General features: G+C 55.5%; 24 protein-coding genes. 1 reads left to right on the top strand and 23 read right to left on the bottom strand.

The window, feature by feature from the left end; translation table 11 throughout:
- The first annotated feature begins 176 nt into the window (after window positions 1-176).
- Window positions 177-1,004, top strand: coding sequence for a nuclease-related domain-containing protein (locus Q8A57_RS05855; protein WP_305170057.1), 828 nt, complete (start codon window positions 177-179; stop codon window positions 1,002-1,004).
- A 14-nt stretch (window positions 1,005-1,018) separates the two neighbouring features.
- Here Q8A57_RS05855 and Q8A57_RS05850 read toward each other — a convergent pair whose 3' ends face one another.
- From Q8A57_RS05850 to Q8A57_RS05740, 23 genes are all read right to left on the bottom strand, one after another.
- Window positions 1,019-3,742, bottom strand: coding sequence for a conjugative transfer ATPase (locus Q8A57_RS05850; protein ID WP_305170056.1), 2,724 nt, complete (start codon window positions 3,740-3,742; stop codon window positions 1,019-1,021).
- Between the two features lie 9 nt (window positions 3,743-3,751).
- Complete coding sequence (locus Q8A57_RS05845) at window positions 3,752-4,210, bottom strand: TIGR03751 family conjugal transfer lipoprotein (RefSeq protein WP_305170055.1); 459 nt, start codon at window positions 4,208-4,210, stop codon at window positions 3,752-3,754.
- Window positions 4,155-5,591, bottom strand: coding sequence for a TIGR03752 family integrating conjugative element protein (locus Q8A57_RS05840; RefSeq protein WP_305170054.1), 1,437 nt, complete (start codon window positions 5,589-5,591; stop codon window positions 4,155-4,157). Before Q8A57_RS05840 ends, Q8A57_RS05845 begins: the two co-directional genes overlap by 56 nt.
- A 34-nt stretch (window positions 5,592-5,625) precedes the next feature.
- Window positions 5,626-6,435 (bottom strand): TIGR03749 family integrating conjugative element protein, encoded by an 810-nt coding sequence (locus Q8A57_RS05835; RefSeq protein ID WP_305170053.1) that lies wholly within the window; start codon window positions 6,433-6,435, stop codon window positions 5,626-5,628.
- Window positions 6,432-7,109: a PFL_4703 family integrating conjugative element protein gene (locus Q8A57_RS05830; RefSeq protein WP_305170052.1), complete on the bottom strand. Its 678-nt coding sequence runs from the start codon at window positions 7,107-7,109 to the stop codon at window positions 6,432-6,434. Before Q8A57_RS05830 ends, Q8A57_RS05835 begins: the two co-directional genes overlap by 4 nt.
- The gene (locus Q8A57_RS05825) at window positions 7,081-7,461 is read right to left on the bottom strand and encodes a TIGR03750 family conjugal transfer protein (protein WP_305170051.1); all 381 of its coding nucleotides are present in this window, start codon (window positions 7,459-7,461) and stop codon (window positions 7,081-7,083) included. Before Q8A57_RS05825 ends, Q8A57_RS05830 begins: the two co-directional genes overlap by 29 nt.
- Window positions 7,462-7,496: 35 nt before the next feature.
- A complete protein-coding gene (locus tag Q8A57_RS05820) occupies window positions 7,497-7,874 on the bottom strand; it encodes a TIGR03745 family integrating conjugative element membrane protein (protein ID WP_305170050.1) in 378 nt (125 codons plus the stop codon).
- A 100-nt stretch (window positions 7,875-7,974) separates the two neighbouring features.
- On the bottom strand, window positions 7,975-8,205 hold the full coding sequence (locus Q8A57_RS05815) for a TIGR03758 family integrating conjugative element protein (RefSeq protein ID WP_305170049.1): 231 nt from the start codon (window positions 8,203-8,205) through the stop codon (window positions 7,975-7,977).
- A gap of 8 nt (window positions 8,206-8,213) precedes the next feature.
- On the bottom strand, window positions 8,214-8,516 hold the full coding sequence (locus tag Q8A57_RS05810; RefSeq protein ID WP_305170048.1) for an integrative conjugative element protein, RAQPRD family: 303 nt from the start codon (window positions 8,514-8,516) through the stop codon (window positions 8,214-8,216).
- 234 nt (window positions 8,517-8,750) lie between these two features.
- On the bottom strand, window positions 8,751-9,635 hold the full coding sequence (locus Q8A57_RS05805) for a reverse transcriptase family protein (RefSeq protein WP_305170047.1): 885 nt from the start codon (window positions 9,633-9,635) through the stop codon (window positions 8,751-8,753).
- Between the two features lie 235 nt (window positions 9,636-9,870).
- Window positions 9,871-10,608, bottom strand: coding sequence for a hypothetical protein (locus Q8A57_RS05800; protein ID WP_305170046.1), 738 nt, complete (start codon window positions 10,606-10,608; stop codon window positions 9,871-9,873).
- A complete protein-coding gene (locus Q8A57_RS05795) occupies window positions 10,601-11,101 on the bottom strand; it encodes a hypothetical protein (protein WP_305170045.1) in 501 nt (166 codons plus the stop codon). The genes Q8A57_RS05800 and Q8A57_RS05795 overlap by 8 nt, the downstream gene beginning before the upstream one ends.
- A gap of 114 nt (window positions 11,102-11,215) precedes the next feature.
- A complete protein-coding gene (locus Q8A57_RS05790; protein ID WP_305170044.1) occupies window positions 11,216-11,806 on the bottom strand; it encodes a 3'-5' exonuclease in 591 nt (196 codons plus the stop codon).
- Between the two features lie 5 nt (window positions 11,807-11,811).
- A complete protein-coding gene (locus Q8A57_RS05785) occupies window positions 11,812-12,516 on the bottom strand; it encodes an RES family NAD+ phosphorylase (protein WP_305170043.1) in 705 nt (234 codons plus the stop codon).
- Complete coding sequence (locus tag Q8A57_RS05780) at window positions 12,513-12,914, bottom strand: MbcA/ParS/Xre antitoxin family protein (protein ID WP_305170042.1); 402 nt, start codon at window positions 12,912-12,914, stop codon at window positions 12,513-12,515. Before Q8A57_RS05780 ends, Q8A57_RS05785 begins: the two co-directional genes overlap by 4 nt.
- A gap of 98 nt (window positions 12,915-13,012) precedes the next feature.
- Window positions 13,013-13,741, bottom strand: a complete 729-nt coding sequence (locus tag Q8A57_RS05775; RefSeq protein ID WP_305170163.1) for a TIGR03747 family integrating conjugative element membrane protein — start codon at window positions 13,739-13,741, stop codon at window positions 13,013-13,015.
- A 5-nt stretch (window positions 13,742-13,746) separates the two neighbouring features.
- On the bottom strand, window positions 13,747-15,876 hold the full coding sequence (gene traD / locus Q8A57_RS05770) for a type IV conjugative transfer system coupling protein TraD (RefSeq protein ID WP_305170041.1): 2,130 nt from the start codon (window positions 15,874-15,876) through the stop codon (window positions 13,747-13,749).
- On the bottom strand, window positions 15,873-16,442 hold the full coding sequence (locus tag Q8A57_RS05765) for a PFL_4695 family integrating conjugative element protein (protein WP_305170040.1): 570 nt from the start codon (window positions 16,440-16,442) through the stop codon (window positions 15,873-15,875). The genes traD and Q8A57_RS05765 overlap by 4 nt, the downstream gene beginning before the upstream one ends.
- Window positions 16,429-16,917 carry a lytic transglycosylase domain-containing protein gene (locus Q8A57_RS05760; protein WP_305170039.1) on the bottom strand — a complete coding sequence of 163 codons (489 nt, stop codon included), beginning with the start codon at window positions 16,915-16,917 and terminating at the stop codon, window positions 16,429-16,431. Before Q8A57_RS05760 ends, Q8A57_RS05765 begins: the two co-directional genes overlap by 14 nt.
- A gap of 84 nt (window positions 16,918-17,001) precedes the next feature.
- Window positions 17,002-17,802, bottom strand: coding sequence for a TIGR03759 family integrating conjugative element protein (locus tag Q8A57_RS05755; RefSeq protein WP_305170038.1), 801 nt, complete (start codon window positions 17,800-17,802; stop codon window positions 17,002-17,004).
- 7 nt (window positions 17,803-17,809) lie between these two features.
- Window positions 17,810-18,037: a hypothetical protein gene (locus Q8A57_RS05750; RefSeq protein ID WP_305170036.1), complete on the bottom strand. Its 228-nt coding sequence runs from the start codon at window positions 18,035-18,037 to the stop codon at window positions 17,810-17,812.
- Window positions 18,037-18,483 carry a PFGI-1 class ICE element type IV pilus protein PilL2 gene (gene pilL2, locus Q8A57_RS05745; RefSeq protein WP_305170035.1) on the bottom strand — a complete coding sequence of 149 codons (447 nt, stop codon included), beginning with the start codon at window positions 18,481-18,483 and terminating at the stop codon, window positions 18,037-18,039. Before pilL2 ends, Q8A57_RS05750 begins: the two co-directional genes overlap by 1 nt.
- A gap of 162 nt (window positions 18,484-18,645) precedes the next feature.
- On the bottom strand, window positions 18,646-19,512 hold the full coding sequence (locus tag Q8A57_RS05740; protein ID WP_305170034.1) for a phage integrase N-terminal domain-containing protein: 867 nt from the start codon (window positions 19,510-19,512) through the stop codon (window positions 18,646-18,648).
- Window positions 19,513-19,567 lie beyond the last annotated feature (55 nt).

Raw genomic sequence — 19,567 nt, 5'->3', positions numbered from 1 at the left:
CTTGCACTATTCACTGGCGGCCATCCAGATCCACATACCTTTGACGAAGCATTCATGCTGAAGGATTGACTGTGGTGGATAAACGGAAAATCGAGACACGAAGGGTTGATGTTTCTGGCCGACCGGAAGCGACATTCCTATAATGGCGGGACACTCATAACGGAAGAAATACAGGAATGGATTTCAGCCCCATCATCCAACAGGTCTACGGCGCGCTGTGGTACCTCATACCTCTCGCTATTCTGGCAGGTGTTCTCAAATCCCCCTGGTTCAAAGGCATTACCGGTGAGTTTCTGGTGAACACGGCCGCACGACTGTTTCTCCCCAAGGACGAATACCACCTGATCAAGGATGTGACATTACAAACCGATGATGGCACCACACAGATCGACCACATCATTGTGTCGCGCTACTGCGTGTTCGTAATTGAAACCAAAAATATGAAGGGCTGGATATTCGGCTCGGCCAACCAGAAAACCTGGACGCAGAAGATCTATAAGCACACCAACAAGTTTCAAAATCCACTGCACCAGAACTATAAGCACGTCAAAGTGCTGGAAGCTTTGCTGGATATTCCCGCTTCCGCGATTCACTCGCTGGTGGTGTTTGTCGGTGATTCGACGTTCAAGACGGAGATACCGGCCAATGTGGTTTATGCCGGTGGGTATATACGGTATATCAAGGCGCGGCGGGAAGTGATGCTCAGTCAGGCCGACGTGGAGACCGTGACGGCACACATCGAACAGCTGAGATTACAGCGGGGGTTTACCACCAACCGACAGCACGTCAATCATCTGCGCCAGAAGAAGACTCCCTCACCGCCAGCCGCCCCCGCAGTCATGCCTCCAGTCACAGCGTCAACGACGCCCCAAAGTCGAAAACAGTGCCCAAAGTGTGGCGCTACGATGGTACTAAGAACGGCCAGAAAGGGACAAAACGCGGGCAATCAATTTTGGGGATGCGCAACCTATCCGGCCTGCCGTGGAGTCGTGAAACACCCCTGATATCAGTAAAACTGCTACGCACGAGACTGTTCGATACGCTTGGCGATCTCGTAAACCGCCTCCAGCTCCGAGCAGTTCTTCTCACGCATAATCGCTGCACGTTCAGCCTTCTCATGCTTTTCGGTCATGGCCAGGGCGAGCGATAAGGCTGGCGGCACGTTGCGGAACAGCGCTTCGACCTTGTCGGCCAGGACGACTCCTTCCACGTATTTTCCCGGCTCCTTGCGGGCAGACAACAGCAGGTTGCGCTGCTCGTCATTGAGATCCTTGAAGCGGGCGATCTGCTCCACCTCCTCTTTCGGCATGACCAGGCACAGCCACCACTCCATCATATTGAGCATTTTGCGGCTGGCGTCCGGAAAGTCTTCCAAATTCTGGGTGGCGATCCAGAACCAGGCACCGAGCTTGCGCCACATCTTGGTGATCTTGACCACGTAGCGCGCCAGCAAAGGATTGGTGGTAATGATATGGCCTTCGTCAGTCACCACCAGCGTGGGCCGATCATCGTGTTGATGGCGTTCCACCAGGTCGTTGATATGGCTCATCATGGACAGGTAGGCAACGGTGAGCTGATCCTCGTAGCCCTCTCTGGCCAACATGCCCATTTCGAGGATGGTGACATCAGCCTCCGGCCAGGACTGGCCCGGACGGTTGAAGAAGTGGCCCGCCAGGCCCGAACAGAACAGCGCCATACCATCCCCCATTTCCAGGGCTCGATTACGCCGGTGTTCGGGCAATTCCCTGTTGGTGGCGATGGTCTGGAAGGCGTTGACCACATCCTGGGTAATCACTTGGGTACGACGGGTCTCTTTCACCGTTTTTGCGGCAAGGAAGATGGCATTGCGGATCAGCAGTCGGTCGGCCCGGGTCAATCGCGCGTCTTCGCGCTCATCGCCGCCGGTGATCATAATCCGTGCAGCAATCTCCATTTCGCCGAGAATATCGCGCCCGCCCCCTTCCTCCTCGATCTCATCATCTTCGTCTAACGTCTCCTCCATTGTGGATACATCGACATCGAGTGGATTAAACGCGTGACGCCGATCCAGCAGTCGAAGCGCATCGGCAAAGGGCGGCAGGCTGACATCGACATTGGGGTTCAGGGTGATCTGGTTCACTGACAGACCGTGGTGTGCAAAATGCTGCCCCAGCAACGAAAACGAAGCCCCGGCCTCGATAATAAAAAACCGTGGCCGATGCCGTGCCATCATCTGCTGCAGCAGATACACCAACAGTGCCGACTTGCCAGCGCCCGTCGGCCCGAGGATCAGCATGTGGGCGTTCTTCTTACGGTCATCCCGGTGCAACGGGTCGAAAACCAGCGGTTCGGCACCCCGGTTGTAAAACACCAGGCCAGGATGACCGGTGCCACGGGAACGGCCGTAGAACGGCAGTAAATTGGCAATGTGGCGAGAGAAGATCAGCCGCGAGCGACGGCGGGATTTGTCCAGGTCGGCGTCGTAGGCCATGGGCAGGTTACGGATGTAACTGTCGAGCGACAGCAGGTCAGCTTCCTGGGCAATGGGCTGCAGACCATTGGGCAAAAGCAGCGCGTGGAGACGATTCAAATTGTTCCGTAGCGCCTTTTGATTATCTCCGCGCACATAGAAGGCCATGCTCACGGGATACAGCTTGTTGCCCTGCGCCATTTCCCGCTCCACTTGTTCCGCATCTTCCCGGGTGATGGATGCCTCTGCGGAATCACCCACCGCTGCGCGCTTGATCTGGGCAATGTGATTGCGGGTAGTGTCTTGCGGTTTGAGCGTGAGTGTTATCGCCATGATGGTGTGCTCAGGCAGGCGATCGAACAGGGAATACACCTGATCCCCCGCCTGACGCTCCGCCGTGAAGTGCCCGATGTCCGGGGCCCGCCGCAAGCTTTGTACGGTCACGACGGTATGCGGCAGTTTATCGAAAATCCAGCTCGAGGTTGCCTCGTCGGAGTGTGGCATCGACAGGGTCAGCTGCTCGGCAAAGTCATAGCCGAAGGGTAAGTGGTCATCACCCGGGTAGGGTGCCAACTGCATCAGTGCTTCCGGATTACCTTCTGCCAGCGGTGGATTGGGGTTGAACCAGCTCAGCAACCACTGATAAAACGCCTGACCATTGGCCCGTTGGGCGTTGATTCCGGCAGAGGCCAGTGAAGCGATCCATTTGGTGGCCACATCATTGAGCGCCTCCTCTACTTCAACAGCGGGTGGCGCTTTACCGTTGTTTTTCAAACGGCGGTAGAGCACGACGCGGATCCGCCGTTGCTGCCCCTGCCAACGCGAACCGGTGACGGTGGTATCGTCAAACAACCCACCCGGTCGGGAAATCGCTTGCAGGTGCTTCGACATCACCGACTGGTAATGTTGAGAGTAATCCGAAGCACGAACCGCCGGCGACGGATAACGGGCCAACGACTCATTGAATTGGGTTAGCCTGGGCTCGTCCTGCACATAGATCTGCAATACCCAAGGCGCATCGTCGCGCTCGGGAATGGCCTCGTTGATTGCCGTTTGAATGGCGTCACGCAGCTGCGTCATAAAGGCTGGCGTCCTTGCCTCACAACCGACCGGCTGCACCTCGAACAGCGCGCCGAGGCTGACCCCATCCTCTAACAGAAAAGCTCTACTCTCGGGAATGTATTCCATCCAGGGCAGCAAATCGGTAAACGACGGCGGGCGGGTATAGTGTTGTTTGACCGCGGCAGTGGTTAAGGGCGAACCCTCGGGAAGGTTAGGTTTATGTTTTGGCATCAAGCGTTCCTACTGATCCAACGTCGAGTGATTGGCCGTTGCGGACGATTCACCAGGCACTTCCCCCGGCACTTCTCCCGGCAAGGCGTACTCCACCTTTTCATAAAAGGGAAAGGTGGTGACATAACCTGGTACCGGGGTGCGCTCACTGCCCGACAGGTGGGGAAAGATATACATCACCAGCGTAGGATTCGGCAGACGAGGAAATACCGTGTCGATTTCATTAGCAGCCTCTCGCACAAAGCCCTGATAGTGGTCGATACCAGATTGCGGTAACTGCTGACCACCGATGACTCGCCGGTGGTCTGGCTTCTGAACATCCACCATGTGCTGATCGTAAATGGACTTCATGGTCGGGCCGTCCTGCGGTAGTACTGTCTCTTTAGTGCTGGCACAGCCGACCATCAGGGCGCTAGTCCAGACCAGAACCAGTGATAATCGTCGCTTGTTGGAAAGGATTGGTTTCATGATGAAGTTTCCTGCCGTTGGAATGGAAATCGATGGGGAGTTCATGATCAACGTGGATTGCCAGCTCGACACCGGCGGGCACGAAGACCGCATCGAAGCTCTGTGCCTGACGCTCCCGCAACCACTGGGCGACTTCGTCGCTACCGCCGCTCAGGGTTTTGCCCAGTACGTATTTACCGGTCTCACCGGAGACCACACTGGTGGCCGAGCCTGAATCATTGATCAGCGTTGTGGTTTCGGCCTGTGCTGCCGCTTCACCGGCGGCTTCGAGGGCCATCACACCAATGCGTTGTGTCAGGAATGCGGGAGCGTTGGTCTTGCGTTCGCCCGTGATACAGGGGATGCCCCGCGCATCGGAGATCCAGCCCAGCGGTCTATCGCTGCTTCCACTGGAACCACCCCGTTGGTTGCCGCCACTGGACTTTTCATCAGAGGAAATGGTCTGAATGGTGCCGTCCTCGAACACGAAGGTCACCGATTCCAATTTCCCGGTCACACAGGAGAGCGTCCAGTCGCCAACAGCCGTTCCACTCCAGATCATGCCCTCAATACCGGGTATGCGCAGTCCATTGGCGGCCAGGTTTTCTTTACCGGTAATCACCTTGAACGGCATGGGGTCGCGCACCTGCCCCTGAATCGGCACCCTGCCCACCAAGGCGGTCATGCCAGTGGAGCCAATCAGAGTGGCATTGCGCGGCACGGTGTAGACCGGCAGAGCGGTATTGAGGGCTTCGGATCCTTTCGCTACCAGCGATTTCACTTCCGGACCGGCGCTATCTAACGCATTGCGGCTGCCGCGAGTGAAGCGGTTAAGCAACGTCTCTTTATCAGCATCAGGCGATGGCGCAAGCTCCAGGGGGTTGACCCACACCAGTGATTCCGCTTCCGACGCCGATGTTCTGACACCATCCAGGCCGAGCCCGACCGGAATATCAGAACCCGTGGAAGTCCGCTGTGTCGATGACGTCCCAAAGCGGTTGGCCAGGGAATCCACCCTCGCCGTCAACGCGGCGATGGCCGACGTGGTTTCGCTTGGCGCGGCATCCATACGTTTTGCCTCCAAAGCTGTCTGCACTCTCGACAGCACGTTGTTTTCGATCTGCTTTCGGTCTTCGATCAAATCGCGGTTTTCCTGTTTGAGTGCGGTGTTATCACGGCGCAGGGCATTGAGCTCCGAGGTCATGGCGCTGACGTTGGCCGTCAGTGTCTTGATGGTATCCGCCGGTGTATCGGCATCCGGTTTCGGTGCCTGTGGCACGGCTTCCAACAGCTGGGGTTGCTCGTCGCTCGGGGAACAGGACTTCACCGCGACGAGCACCGCCATCAGCACAACGGAACCGGCAAGAAGTGGTAACAAACGATTACTGGTGACCATCGACATGGGGTAGATTCCTATCCTCTCTCAAAGCGCCACATCAAAAGGCCGCATCAAAGCGCCGATCCGACACCAGATAGACGGCTGTGGTATCGGCCTCACTGCCAGCGGGTAATAGGCGATTGTGCTGAAAGGTTGCCGCCAGCCATGACCCGCGCAGTTCGCGTGGATCCAGCACGACGGGGCTTTGGGTACGATTGATCAGCTTGACGGCAGTGACGTACCGCAAACCCGCCTTCCAGGCAGCAACCGGCACGGCTTCGATCTTGCCGCCCAATACCAGATCGACCGGTTCGGGGTTCACGGGTATGGCTACCACGCCCGGCTGCCGGGGGATCAGCCGTGTTGGCGCATAGAGTTGTTGCGCGGCATAACGGGTTAAAGCGGTATAACCCAAAGGCTGTGATCGCTTGTCCGATGTCGACTGATCGGCACCAGCATCTTGCGGTGACTCCAGCAGTATCTGCACATCCGACAATGATCGACTGTCTGCGCCGCCTGGCACCGCTGAAATATCGAGGACGTAGATCGGGCCGTCGGTTTCCGAGCGCACCATGACACGGGTGGGCTCAAAGGCTTGCCTAGCCAACAGGTATAGGGTGCCGTTGATGCTTTGGCTTCGCAGCAACGAGGTCAGTGACTGCGGCAAGCCGATGCTCACCGAATCCGGAAAATGCACCAGGCGCTCTTCACCAACGACCAATGGAATTGCGATGGGCGCTTTGTTCCAGACAACGCGTTCCGGAGTGCTCAATGCAGCGTCATCGACTTGTGCAAAGGACAGCAACGGGAAACAGAGACCGAGCAAAGCAATCAAACTCAATGACGCACAGAAATCACGAGGATTCATTGGGGGGATTCCTTATTGGTAATGGCGCCAGTCACGCTGGGTTCAGCCAGCTCGGCATCGGTTAATCGACGCGGGCCGTCACTGGCATAGCCATCAAGTGCCAGCCCCCAGGGATTGGCTTCCGGATCGATGGCCTGGCGCACTACGCGAATCGGGTAGCGAATCGTGGTTTGCTTGACGGTCATGCCTTTTACGGATTCCAGCAGATCCAGATCCAGCCAGACAATCCAGACATCGGGCGACAACACATCGACGCGGCGCTCCTCGTAGCCGTGCCCCGGAACCTCATGGACACCGCGCACCCGGTAGGCCAACTCGCCGCGGCGAGCTTTGAGTTCCATGTCAGCGATCAGGTCATTGCGGTAGCGCGGTGTCAGGTAGGGCGAGATCCGGAAAATTGCACTGCCGTAATCCGTTGCGCCGTTTTCGGGCCAGCGATTGAGCTGCTGAAAAATGTAGAACGCAAAGGCATAGACGTTCGCTGGAGGCACTTCCTCGGCTGCCAAAACAGCGCCCGAGCGCAGATCGGGTGGCACATAAACCCGCAACTGTTTGGGTGCCTGACTCCAGCCGAACCAGAGCGCCAGAATAATGAACCCTTGTAAACCGATGACGACCCACAGGGAGCGCAGATGGGAACGCACGTTATCGATTTCGAGACGGTAGCGGCGCATAGTGAGTTCTCCCAATATCCCAGGACCCGCTGCGCAGTACCCAAGGCGTGCGATACAGTCCCATCGTCTGCAGACGGATACGCAGCCATTGCTGGTAGTACCCTTCAGGTCGGCCGCGTTTGATACGCTGAAACAGCGTCGCCAGAATGACCACAGTGGCCACCACACCGACACCGGCGATACCAAAACCCATGGTGATGGCACCCAGCAACCAGGCCAGTAACAGACTGAGGGGCAGCCATATCACAATGGCCAACCCCACAATCATGCCCAGCTCAGAGGATGAGCAACCCTTAAAAATGGCGGGTTCGGCATTGAGCCGATCCGCCAGGACTTCATGGTAGTTAGACATAGGTTTTTCCTCTCCCGCGCTCGGTGTGTAGCACCTCAGATGACGCCTGCGGCTTCTGTAAGCAGGTAACTGGCAAAGATCAGCACAATCGCTCCGACAATGCCCAGCACACCCACTTCAGCCCATTCCGCCTTGCCTTGGCGGGCTTCGTTAAATTTGGCGAAGCCAAGGTAAGCAATCCAAAGAAAGCCCAGTACCGCAATTGCCAGCCCCAGTACGAGACCGCCATCTTTGATATAGCCCTGAATTAAGCCGATCCAGTCACCCGCCGGCGGCGCAGTACTCGGCGCGACGGGTGTCGGCAATGCCGCCCAGAGCGGCAGTGGGAAAAGCGCCACGGCGATTGCCAATAGCGGCCTGCGAATGGCAACGGGCGTTTTACTGAACCCGCTTTCTGTAATTGATGTACCCATAAGAAATATCCTCTTCTGTAACGCTGATAAAAATAGGGCCTATCCCCGCATCCCACTGCGATGCACCGCCGCTTGCCCTTGTGAGGGTTTCTCGATCGAATCACCGCAAATAGAAACCCAATACCATCAACACAATGCTTGCCCGCAGGGTGCTCCAGGTCAGGTCAAACACGGTGGCCTGACCTTCCTGCCAGGCCCGAAAGGTGCCGATGGCAACCCAGATCACCCAGACAAACGCCAGCACCAGGATCATCGACGCGATGGCCGTCAGCATGGTGGCTGGGGTAATACCGGAACCGGCTTGAAAAGCTGTTTGTTGTGCGGCGTTCATGACGAAACCTATCGACGGTAATCGCCGCGCAATGGCGGAAATGAACGAGGCTGAGCACGGGGGGAGTCGATGTGTGACTGGATGCCGTCCTTGATCTGCTTCAGATCCTGACGCAGCCAGTCATAACGAAAGCGAATTCGAGCGTCCGGATTGGCATTCGCCTCGGCCTGTTTTATAGCTGCCTCAAGGGCATTCAGGTCGTGGATAATTTCTGCCAGCGCTTCGCGCTCGGCGCCGGTATCCGCCAATGTGATCGGCGGGGTTAATAACCCGATAACCAGAAAAGAAGGTAGCCAGAGATGGCGTTTCATGGCACTGCTGCTCCCGTGAGTTGTTACGGGACATAGTGCGAGAATTAGGGACGATGGACGATGGGAAATCTATTCGGTGGGTGGTGTGGTTATTTAATCCTGGTCCTCATTCAAAGTTTGTTCACAACCAAGATCAGACTCTTATAGTATTTAGTCTTCCCCAAAGCCCCAAAAAATTATGTGTGAGAAAAATTTTACTGTTACCGCGCCGGATTTATTTAATCAAAAATTTCACTACTTACGCTTCCAGCCTTCTACTGATTCAGCAAATTTAATATGACCTATAATTCTGCGCCTATCTTCAGGTTTCACCTTGTCTGTCGCGATCAAATGCTTATATGCACGTATTCGATTCCGATAGCCTTTCGTAAGCCTCGGCACTTCACCATTTACAAGCAATCCATGAACTTTAAGTCTTTGGCCATTTTTAGCCTCGGCCAAATACTCCTTATTAGCAGACAATCTCCAACCAGTACCAGAAAATATTTTTTCGACTCTGAGACGTATCTCTTCTGGAAAGTCTTCCCGCCCAGAAAAAACAATATCATCAGCATAACGAGTTAAAGTTATACCCAACTCATCAGCAACACTCTTTAGCTGAACATCAATTGGAGTCATTACTAAATTTGAAAGCACTGGACTTGATGGCGCCCCCTGCCCAAGATAGCTACCGTAACAACACAAACAGGTAATCAACCTTGCCCCTTTTTCCGAATAACCTAAGCCCTTAAGCGCCTCTACGACGACATCATCCTCTGTTGAAGGAAAGAAGTTTTCTATGTCTACTGAATAAACCCAAGAAGCCCCGCAATGCCGAGAGGCCGCATCAACCGCCGAACGCCCAGATACAAAACCGTACACGCAATCTTCGACTGGCAGTGTATTTGCCAAATGATGGGCAAACCATTTCTGGATAACTTTAAGAGCCACACGGGGGGCCTGGATTTTTCGCCGCTTATTCCCCTTTCTTATCGTGAACTCACGATAATACTTGTAGTTTCTTAACGCCAACGCATTAACAAATTTGGTGGAATAACCAAATAATACAGACAAACAGCGAGATGAGACCACTGGCGGCAACTGATGATCAACGAGCGCACGAATTTTTTCTTCGTACATTTCTCGCATCTCAGGGGATAGCGCTGATAGGTAGTCTTCAAGTGAAGAATAAGAAACCAGGAGCGGCGGGGCTAACACGGCACAGTCTCAATAAGTTTCTTTAATCTCGGTGGAACAAAGTCCATCGATTCGAAGGAGCGATGGACTTTGTTCCACCGACCTTCTATGCCTAGCCTTCGCAAGCGGGCATGATACACACCCTCACGAGTTGGAACCGCCGCTCCTGACGAGCATTTCACCACTTACGCCTCCCTAATGCAAGCGCTCTATCTATGTCAGAGCTCGACCTGCGCGTACCTGCAGGCACAAAATTTAACGAATCTGCTGTCAATGTGTAGCTTCCTGGCTTTTGCCAATGCAGAACGCCCTTTCGCCTCAGATTGTCCAGAGTCTTCTTCAGCCATTTCTCGTCTACTGAGTCATAATTTTCTTTGAGCGATTTTGAGAGATAACCAAGCTCTACCGGCTGTAGTATTTTTATCAATCTCAAAAGTGCAGGAGTTGATGGCAGGTTAACTTTTGAACCAACCCACTGAATCTCTCCTAAAATCAGATCCGTACCAGCTAAAAGTTCAGAGAAGTGCTCCGAGATTTGGGCTTTCAATAAGTCATCCAACTCCTTCACCTCAATCCATGAATCAATCACCTTTTCTCCTGAAAATGAGATGTACATTGACTTTAATCGATCATTAAACCGCCTATTTAACAACTGAAAAAAACCTGCCTCTAAATCAGAATGGGATTCTGATTTCATAAATATGACATCAACGACAGTGGAAAAATATTCACCCAAGTGTTTTTGTAGATTTTTTATTTGTCGAAATGACGTAAAACCCTGTTTAACCTTAGGTGCCACTCTCTCTCGCGGAATATATAGGAGTATAGCCTCGTCGTATGCACGCACACGAACATCGATAACATAATCACGACCAGCAGCTTCAAGATGTGCTTTTATTTCGTCATCATCAAGCAAGACCAACCTCCTTCCATACTTTCCGGATTGCTTTACAGTACGATGCCGCCCGATCTGGCCAAGCCTTCGCGGAAGTCAGCTTATGTCTATCTAGAGAAATAACATTATGCTTCTGCTGAATAGCTATTTCAGGTTCATAATCGGCAATTTTTCTAACCTGATAAGCCTCTTCTAACAGGCTCGCCAGAGCGTTTAGAGAAATATTATGCTGATTTATAATTTGACTACTCTCACCCTGGGAAATCAAACCACTACGAATAGCCGACTTTAATGCTTTTTCAACTTCTTTCTTGACCGAAGTCCTCAGCAACTCTGGTATGCCCGCGTGCATTGTTCCTTTCCAGGTAGCCTTAAATTCACCAAGCATTTCTCGAGTCAACAGAAATACGGCATAGTAATAACGGTTAAAGGCACTCCTGCCAAAAAGGTCTTTCTCGTCAACTGCCTTTTGCTCCAAGGCCCAGCGCTCTAATTTCTCACCAACAATTTTCATGATAGATCCACGTAAATCTACATTGAATTCCAACGCAGTTGACTTAATCGATAGCAGCCTAATCTTGGCTAACAAATTAAGCTATTCCCATTCATCATGACTCAAGGTTTAAACTTAATCCATATTGCCATTGCGTCTCATTACCTCTGTAACTTGAGCCGTCTGCTGACTGTCTATTGCCGCTCCATGAGCTCCACCGATCTTTGCCCTGAGATCTTCGACTTCAAACGCTTTCGTTAACATATCTAACGATGGCCCCCTGTGGCTGCAAGACAAATTCATTGCCTGCGCCCAGGGAATTGCTGCTTTCTGACTGCAAAATACACCTTGAATTGGCGGCATTGATAAAGCGTATCGAGTGACGTGATCCAGCAGGATCGGCCAGTCAAAACTGGCATTGTGGATGACGATAAGCTGATCTTTCAGGTATTCGGCAATCTGGTTCCACCGGGAATCAAAGGAATCAAATCCTGTAGCTTGTTCGTTGGTAATGCCGTGTATCGACTGCGCTTCTTCTGAAATGCGTTTTTGTGGCCGTGTTTTAAACTCGACGGATTCTGCAATCGCTTGATGCCTCACTACGGTGATGCCAAGTGTGACGATATCCGGCAGGCCGTTTTCGTCAGGCAGTCCGGTGGTTTCTGTATCGAGGACGATGTAATCGTCTGGAAGTTGCGTGAAGATCCAAAGCAGTTCTCTGTACATGCCCCTCACCTTCTGCTGCTGCCGCCACTATTGCCATTGATGGATTCAACGTCAACGATCGTCCCTTGGTCATACTGGTAGCGCAGGTAACGCCAGTGGATCGCATCGGACAGCGCTCGGGCGCGCATCACGCCGTAGCACTCGCCTTTTGCCCTTACGCTTTGGTAGTGAACACCAAAGCTTTTCGCATCACGTAGCGCGTAACCGATATGCTGGGCTTCGCCGTAATCATCTGGATCATAGATGCCATCTCCCACCAGGTGACGGACATCATGCAACGTTGTCGGCCCCAACTGTGCGCGGATGACGCGCATTTCCTGAGTGGTCTTGTCGATCCGGGACTCCCGCAGAAAGCGCGCCCGGTGGTAGGACGATTCGGCGATGGCAATCGCTTCATCGGCAGCGCAGTAGTAGATACCAAAGTCCCGGTTGAAGCGACCACCCCGCCCATCAACCGGAGGATGGGTGAACGCCGCCATGATCCAGGACGCGCCATCGCCATAGACGCGATCTTCCGGGGGTACCAGGCGAATATCGCCAACTTCATCGCGCAACCTGGGATTGGTTAGCGACTCGACGGCGTAGAGCACGTCCCAATCCTGGGGATTGGAGACGCGCTCGAACAGGTGTATCTGTGGATAGCGCGACAGGATGACCCGGTAGACCGGTTCATTGACCTCGCTGCTGGGTAGCGTATCGATCGCAATCACCAACCACCCCGCTCCGTATCAAGAAAATCCCTGACCACGGCCAGGTCGACCACCTGACCAGCAAGTATCCGGTCCAGCGGCGCCGTGCCATTGAACAGCGGGTTGTCGTTCGGTGTGGCCAGCCACTGGTCTGCCAACACCTGATCGGGCAACAGGATTTGCAGGGACTTGTAGATCCCCAAAATGTAGCTGGCCCGTTCCAACAGGTCTCGCGTCAGCTTGGCCTTCTCGGGTTGGCTCTTCCAGTTATAGAGGGTCTTCTCATTGCTGAGGCCCAATAGCGTCATCTGCTGGGCACCGGTCAAGCGCCATTGGCTGAAGATAGTGAAAATCGCCGGCAGCAGTGAACTGGTGACACTGGAACCACGTTGCAGCAGTTGTTCGGCTTGAGCGATCATGATTACCTCCTAAACAGCATTCAGACTGTACCTTTACAGTGCTTAAATGCAGCCTAGCAGACTGTAACGGTACAGTCAACTGGTTCAATGACTTTGTATTAAAGGTACTTTTTAAAGGTACTGGCGGTGATGGTGACGGCGAAGGCAAAGGCCAGCGCGAATGGCAGGATGATCCAGGACGGGTGCAAACTGAACGGCAGCGCCAGGTAAAACACCCAGGCCATGATGATCAGCGGTATGGCGGCTTTCTTGGCGTAGTGGTACACGAAAGAACTTTCCCTGCCACCGCCCCAACGCCGCAGGTCGCGCCGCACCAGCCCATCCACTAGCGCCACCAGGGTGAACAGTCCAAATACCGGCGTGGCCAGCGTCAGGATGGCGAGTCGTACCGCAAAGACCTGGGTGATTTGCATACCCGCCAGTACATAGTCAGACACCGGTCGGTAAAACCGGTGCAGCACCGGTCTCAGACCGGTTTCCTCCGCGGACGGTACCGGTGTGATCCAATGAATCAGATCCACCAGGCCCGTCCACTCGAAGGCAAACTGGTAGATGCGATCCGAGAGGTTACTGGCAAACACCATCGGCTGGGCAGTTAACCAGCTGCGATGAAAGTCGGCGCCGAGGAACTGCAATTCGTTCACCAGCATCTGCCGACTGTGGCCAAGTCCTTGCTCTTCCCACCAGAACGCCATGCCGACCCACTCCACCAGGATGGAGAACATCAGGGAGAGAAACAGCCATTTAAGGCACTGGGCGATGCCCGTCAGCAGCCGGGATACGGTACCTGGCTGTGCAACCGGCCGTCGGGGATCACGGGGCTCCACCGTGCTCAAGCCTGCTCACCGGCGTCTGAGGGTCGGATCGCGGCCTCGGAGACGGCGTGCCACCAGTGGTCGGTGACCCGGTACCAGTGATCGTTGGTGATATAGCTGCGGCGCATGGCCTCGGCTATCGCCTCAAAGTCATCGGGCATGGCCGTATCCTCGCGGTCGTCGGGCAGCGGGATGCGGATTTTCCAGAGCTGACCGCCTTCCAGTAAAGCGAAAGCCTGCCCCTTGGGTAAGGTGACCATATCGGCGGCAGTTAGCATCGGCACTTCCGAGACACTGATCCGGTCTTCGTTGCGGGATTTGAAATCGACCCCGGAACCTGGATCCGACGAATCATCGACGCCGGAGACACTCATCAGGGTGAAGACCTCAACCCGCGGCAGCTGTTCGGTCAGCATGGCGGCGGTATCCAGCTCTTTCACCCGCAGCATCAGCAGGGTATTGAAGTTACCGGCCACCTGCCCCGCTTTCGCCCGACTGCCGATTCGCGCTTCCACGTCCGACCAGGTCTGGGTATAGGCCGTGACCTGAAAGCCTGCCCCGCCTGCCTTGTTCAGCAGTGGCACGAATTCATCACCGATCAGCTCGTTAAACTCATCCGCATGCAGTGAGATGGTGGGGGTCGAGCGTGATTTGGTTTCCGGGTCTGGCGCATCAGCATCCTTAGCCGCGACACCGTGCTTGTAGATATGCCCCGCGACGGACACCAGATCCGCAAACATCGAATTGCCCACGGCGCTGGCCACGGTGGTGTCCGTCAGCGCATCGAGTCCGACGTAGACAATGCCCTTGCGGCGCACCACATCCATCCATTCAAAGATCGGCCTCGCATCCTGCTCGTCCTGGTAATCCGGTGAGATCAACCCGGCGATGGTGCCGGTGGTCAGCTTTTCCATCAGCGGGCCGACGGAGCTGACGATCTTGTCGAAATAAGTCTTGTCGTATTTGAACGCGGAAATCAGCCCGTCCAGGACAGGGTCATAAATGGCCTTCTCCTGCAGCAAGCGCATACAGGCGATGGCTTCCATCGACCGGCCACGCAGGGCATTGGGTAGATTGCGCTCTTTGATATCCGCCGCGCGCTCTTCAACCAGAGACTTCCAGGCTTCGATGCCGGCAACGTCGGCGCAGTGCCCGGCGTATTCCACAAACAAGGGCTCGATGTCGTTGATGTAGCGACGGATCTGCTGGTAGTCCGGCCGGCGTTTCAGGGCCACCAGGGCGCGCGCAATGATATTCACGAAGCGCCAGGCGAACTCCTTGAAGGCAGCGGAGTTGCCCTCGTTGGGCAACTGATTGGCGATGCGGGTCGCGACCTCGGTGATGCGGGAGAAGTTACCGATGGCGTTGTAACGCGCCGACAGTTCCGGAAAGCCGAGATGGAACAGATAAAAATCGTCCAGCCGACCGGCGCGCTTCGCCTCGGCGTAGATGCGACGCAACAGATCGGCGTCCCCTTTCGGATCGAAGACGATGACGACATCGCCCCGGCGGATGTCCTGGGTAATCAGCAGTTCCGCCAGGCGTGTCTTACCGACGCGCGTGGTGCCCAACACCAGCGTGTGCCCGACCCGTTCACCCAGATCCATCCACACGGGCTGCTCTTGCGGTTCAACCGCGTGCAGGGCGGGCTTGCCGCCGACGGCCGGTAGTGGCGCCAACGGGTTCCAGCGGCTGCGACTGCGCAGGGCTTTGGCCAGCAAAGACAGGATTGGAATTGATTCCCAGGCCACTTCCTTTTGTCGCGCCCACTGGTAGAGCGTGCCCGGCTGAACGTAACGTTGAACCTCGGGCTTCAGGGTATCGCGCAGGCGCTGGGTGTGTTGCTGGGTCCAGCGGAAACCTTTGCCCAAAAACAGCTTATGGCGACTGACGGGGATCTGGTTTGCCCGCACTTGGTAATCCGGCAGCCGCTTCATGTGATGCTGGTAGCGCAACACACGCCATGCTTGACGGCCCCGCCACAAGCCAAAACCGAAAAAAGTCAGGCTGGTGGCTATTGCGATACCCGGTGGCATCATCAAGGCCCAGGGGGCGAGCCAGGCCAGCGTACCCGCCGCGAACGCTGTCGCGGTGGACCACAACTCGACGGGGGGCCGCAACAGCGCTTCCATCGGATGCGAGCTCATTGCCGGATGCCATCACGGGTAATCAATACCGGGTAATGATGAATACCCAGTGCGGCGGCCAGATTGCTCCCGGAGCCCAAGGTGATGGATAAGCCCAGCGCCGCCTCGGCAACCCGTCGCACATCCGCCTCGGTATCGGCCTGTACCAGCATGCCCACCGCACCCAGGGCTTTGAGAGTGCTGTGGTGAGTCGCCAGCCATTGCACTGACACCGCATCCGAGCCGATGAGAAAGAAGGGGCGTGGATTCCCTTGCGCCAAACGCGCCAGAACCTCGGGATTCAGTTGGCTATCGGCGGTATCGACGACGGCCAATCCGGGTGAACGTATGGGCAATAAATTGCTGAGGGTCGCCGGACCGAGTAAGGAGTTTGAAGATAGATTCTGGTTGTTCGATTCAGCCGGGGTGGTCGATTGAGGCTTCTTCGACCAAAGTGGGCTGAGTAACGGCGCTAAGGGCCGGGTCTGGCCACTGTCATAAATCACCGCCAGCTCAGCCAATGCGGAAGAGTTCATGACCAGCCCGAGCACGAAGGCTGGCAACAATCGTTGTTTACGGATTCTCAAGGCCTTCCTCCTGTGATGTATCGGTCAACCGCCTCCAGTGCGCCTTGACCCGGTGACCATAGCGATCAGCTCGGGCAGGATCGTTGGGTGCGTGATAGCAGCCAGCGCTTTGAATCCAGTGGCCGTGCTCGACGAAGCAGTCGCGCAGGATCGCGGCGGCCACACGCAGGTTGTGGTAGGGATCCAGCGCTTGCCAGGATGATCCCAGGACTGAACGGTGGTAACGCCAACTGATTTGCATCAGCCCGATATCCACCGAAGTTTTCGTTTGGGTCAACACCGCCTGCAGGGCCCGCCATGCCATCTGGCGCGACGGGAAATAGTGTCCTTCCCCATCAATATTGAGCGCCCACGGCCAGGGGCGGAACTGTCCACCGCTGAGCGAGCTTTGTCCGCTCTCGGTCAAGGCCACCGCGTAGAGCAGGCCCGGAGGCAGGCCGTATTCGCTCGCGACTTGCTGATACCCCACTGGCACGGATTGCGACTGCGCGGCCGTCGACCACCACAGCAAACCGATGACGCAAGGTATGATCGGCCAATTCGCAATGACCGGCGCCCGCTAAAATCGTGATACCGGCAAGGGCATCAAGCGATCATCCCGCCGCAGTATCAGTACGGGCAAATCTTGTCCTTGCAGCCCCGTATGTACGGAGACCTTACCTAGCGCACCGGCGTCGATGTTCAGGGTAATCTTGTGCTCGCTCACCCATTGGGGATTGATCTGTTTCGAGGCCGCCCATTCACGTATGCGGGATTCCTCACCGGCAAACACATCGATCAGGTACAGATCGATGCCGGAGAACTGTGTGATCTGGCTGACCAATCGCTCCAGCACCGCATCACAGGTGGGGCATTGGGTATCGGTAAAGAACAACACCCGGTCCGACGACTGCCACACGAATTTTCCAGCCAGACCTTGATCCGGCTTGGTGGACGCTGCAACACCCGGGTCGATCAATAAACCGTTGGGGAACAGACGCCGCTGGGCGTCGTCGTAAGCCCGCTGAAACGCCAGGATGCGCTCGGCATCGTCACGCATCATCACTGCCCACTGTTCAGCGTAGCGCCGACGCTCATCTGCACTGCGGGCGTGGATGCCCAGCACTTCAAGAGGTGACAAGGTCGCAGGACTCACGCTGCCCCGGATACCCTGCAACAAGGATTGGTAGCGCTGCCATTCCGATTCATCTAATCCCCACTGGTCAGCACGAAACGTCTGAGAGTCGATACGTTCTGTTGCAGATTGCTCGATCGCCAGTGTGTTCAAATGTGGTGATTCCGCTGCCTGTCGGGTATCCGCGTTAGCAGGCAACGTGATGCAAAGACAGAACCCGATTAATGCGATGGCAGGTTTTCTCATGCGATGCTCAATGGCCATCTTCATTGACCTGTTGATCAACGGGCACGGTCAGATCGCGATGAATGATCAGCTGATACTCCTGATCACAAACACGCACGGCGCGTTCTCGATCGTCTATCTGATCGCCGATCGAAACCGCCTCGCTTTCAGCACGCGGTTCCAGATCAACTTGCCTGGACTCAGCACCCATAACCCATGCAGTAACAAAAACGATGGCAATGACAAAGGCTTCCATTACTGTGCACCTCCCGTCGCATTGGGGACTGAAAACTCCGCGCAACGCTCGAACGCAATGAGGCGGTGAACGGGATCCTGGATGAGATGAAAAGCAGGTCCGATCATAAGTCCCATCACGGTTTGAAGTGGCATGGGCTCAAAGCGGCGATGCACCGCTGGCAGTGGCAGCGCCAGCATGGCTTTCGCCTCCTCCGACAGCACAGCATCGGCCGCCAGGCGATAGCCAGAATCTCGCAACATCCAGTGGAGGGCCTCCCCCACACTGTCGATGTCGCCTGGAATGGTGATCGCTCTCGTCACCGATAACAGATCCCGCTGCCCGGTGGTCGGCTGAGCGGCCATCACTGAATAGCGACCCGTTTGTATCAGCGTGGTCATTGTTGTGACGGGCTGGTCTGTCGCCACTACCGAATGGCTCCAGACGGCAGCACCAGAACAGCACACCAGTATCGTCAGAAGACGAGGGATTCCATGATGTTTAAACGAAGACATGTTTTGGCCTCGATCGTGATGAATGACATCATGATCGCCAAGCGATCTTCTGGCGTGAATGGTTAATCCACTCGGTGAGTGTCGTGCTTATCCATGAGACGCCTCGCCCCAAACTCATCGACCTAAATAAACCGCACTGATCTGCTCGCGGACGTGGCCCAGCTCGCGACTGATAGTGAGTCGCGCCTGGTAGTCTTGCTTGCGTTGTTCCGCGCTTAACTGGTTTGCTGCCGGCCCTCCCGCTGCCGGGCAAGCCCATCCCGTCAAATGCAGGTAGCGTGCCTGAGCGTAGGCGTGGCGAAGGCCGTGAAGTTTGGACAATCTCGCCTGAGTGGTATGGCGCTCATAGGTTCGCAGCTGCTGAATGTAGTTTTTGTGCGATGGAATCAGCGACTCGGTACCCGCCAAATGACGGGCGCGATTCAGCACATTGCGCTGTTCCTGGGTGAGTATCGGTATCACCCGCACCTTGCCCCCTTTGGTCCAGGAGGCTTTCAATCGAATATGATCGCCCTGATCCGCATAGACAGGCACAAATTTGATCGATTCTTCACGACGCAACCCGAAAGCCCGCTGCAATTCCAGGCTCATGCGCACATGCTCGTCTGCAATGGCAGACAGCGCCTGATCATCAACCGCTACCGCTTTTGACTCGTTGCTGACAAATTGGCGATCGGGTATGCCGTAAAAGTCATTGGATCGCGCCACCACGTTGCGGCGATCCACTTTGGCGGCCCACCACCGCAGACAGTTCATGCGGTTCTTGATGGTGCCGGCCGCCATCCCCTCACTCAGCCAGTGCTTGACCAGCGCATCCACATGTTTGGGCTTGAGCGAGTGTGTTGTCATGCGCCGATAGCCCATGTCCTGAAGCTGATTGGCGATCTGATTGAGCATCCGCGCCCGATTTGCCTGGGTACTGTAGCTCCCATCCCGGTTGCGCTGACACAGTTGTTTCAGTTGGTAGTTCAGGTCTCTCATCGTGTACTTTCCCGTCCGGTAAGTGTTTGTGACCAACCAGCAGGCACGTAGCCTG

It is taken from the genome of Porticoccus litoralis (assembly GCF_030676955.1).
Taxonomy (GTDB): Bacteria; Pseudomonadota; Gammaproteobacteria; order Pseudomonadales; family Porticoccaceae; genus Porticoccus; species Porticoccus litoralis.
This window is presented reverse-complemented; position numbering and strand designations above follow the sequence as displayed.

Excerpts from the sequence above, each read along its gene's own strand:
- Q8A57_RS05855 (WP_305170057.1), top strand. The coding sequence starts at position 177 with ATGGATTTCAGCCCCATCATCCAACAGGTCTACGGCGCGCTGTGGTAC.
- Q8A57_RS05850 (WP_305170056.1), bottom strand. The coding sequence starts at position 3,742 with ATGCCAAAACATAAACCTAACCTTCCCGAGGGTTCGCCCTTAACCACT.
- Q8A57_RS05845 (WP_305170055.1), bottom strand. The coding sequence starts at position 4,210 with ATGAAACCAATCCTTTCCAACAAGCGACGATTATCACTGGTTCTGGTC.
- Q8A57_RS05840 (WP_305170054.1), bottom strand. The coding sequence starts at position 5,591 with ATGTCGATGGTCACCAGTAATCGTTTGTTACCACTTCTTGCCGGTTCC.
- Q8A57_RS05835 (WP_305170053.1), bottom strand. The coding sequence starts at position 6,435 with ATGAATCCTCGTGATTTCTGTGCGTCATTGAGTTTGATTGCTTTGCTC.
- Q8A57_RS05830 (WP_305170052.1), bottom strand. The coding sequence starts at position 7,109 with ATGCGCCGCTACCGTCTCGAAATCGATAACGTGCGTTCCCATCTGCGC.
- Q8A57_RS05825 (WP_305170051.1), bottom strand. The coding sequence starts at position 7,461 with ATGTCTAACTACCATGAAGTCCTGGCGGATCGGCTCAATGCCGAACCC.
- Q8A57_RS05820 (WP_305170050.1), bottom strand. The coding sequence starts at position 7,874 with ATGGGTACATCAATTACAGAAAGCGGGTTCAGTAAAACGCCCGTTGCC.
- Q8A57_RS05815 (WP_305170049.1), bottom strand. The coding sequence starts at position 8,205 with ATGAACGCCGCACAACAAACAGCTTTTCAAGCCGGTTCCGGTATTACC.
- Q8A57_RS05810 (WP_305170048.1), bottom strand. The coding sequence starts at position 8,516 with ATGAAACGCCATCTCTGGCTACCTTCTTTTCTGGTTATCGGGTTATTA.
- Q8A57_RS05805 (WP_305170047.1), bottom strand. The coding sequence starts at position 9,635 with ATGTACGAAGAAAAAATTCGTGCGCTCGTTGATCATCAGTTGCCGCCA.
- Q8A57_RS05795 (WP_305170045.1), bottom strand. The coding sequence starts at position 11,101 with ATGAAAATTGTTGGTGAGAAATTAGAGCGCTGGGCCTTGGAGCAAAAG.
- Q8A57_RS05790 (WP_305170044.1), bottom strand. The coding sequence starts at position 11,806 with ATGTACAGAGAACTGCTTTGGATCTTCACGCAACTTCCAGACGATTAC.
- Q8A57_RS05780 (WP_305170042.1), bottom strand. The coding sequence starts at position 12,914 with ATGATCGCTCAAGCCGAACAACTGCTGCAACGTGGTTCCAGTGTCACC.
- traD (WP_305170041.1), bottom strand. The coding sequence starts at position 15,876 with ATGAGCTCGCATCCGATGGAAGCGCTGTTGCGGCCCCCCGTCGAGTTG.
- Q8A57_RS05755 (WP_305170038.1), bottom strand. The coding sequence starts at position 17,802 with ATGAGAAAACCTGCCATCGCATTAATCGGGTTCTGTCTTTGCATCACG.
- Q8A57_RS05750 (WP_305170036.1), bottom strand. The coding sequence starts at position 18,037 with ATGGAAGCCTTTGTCATTGCCATCGTTTTTGTTACTGCATGGGTTATG.
- Q8A57_RS05740 (WP_305170034.1), bottom strand. The coding sequence starts at position 19,512 with ATGAGAGACCTGAACTACCAACTGAAACAACTGTGTCAGCGCAACCGG.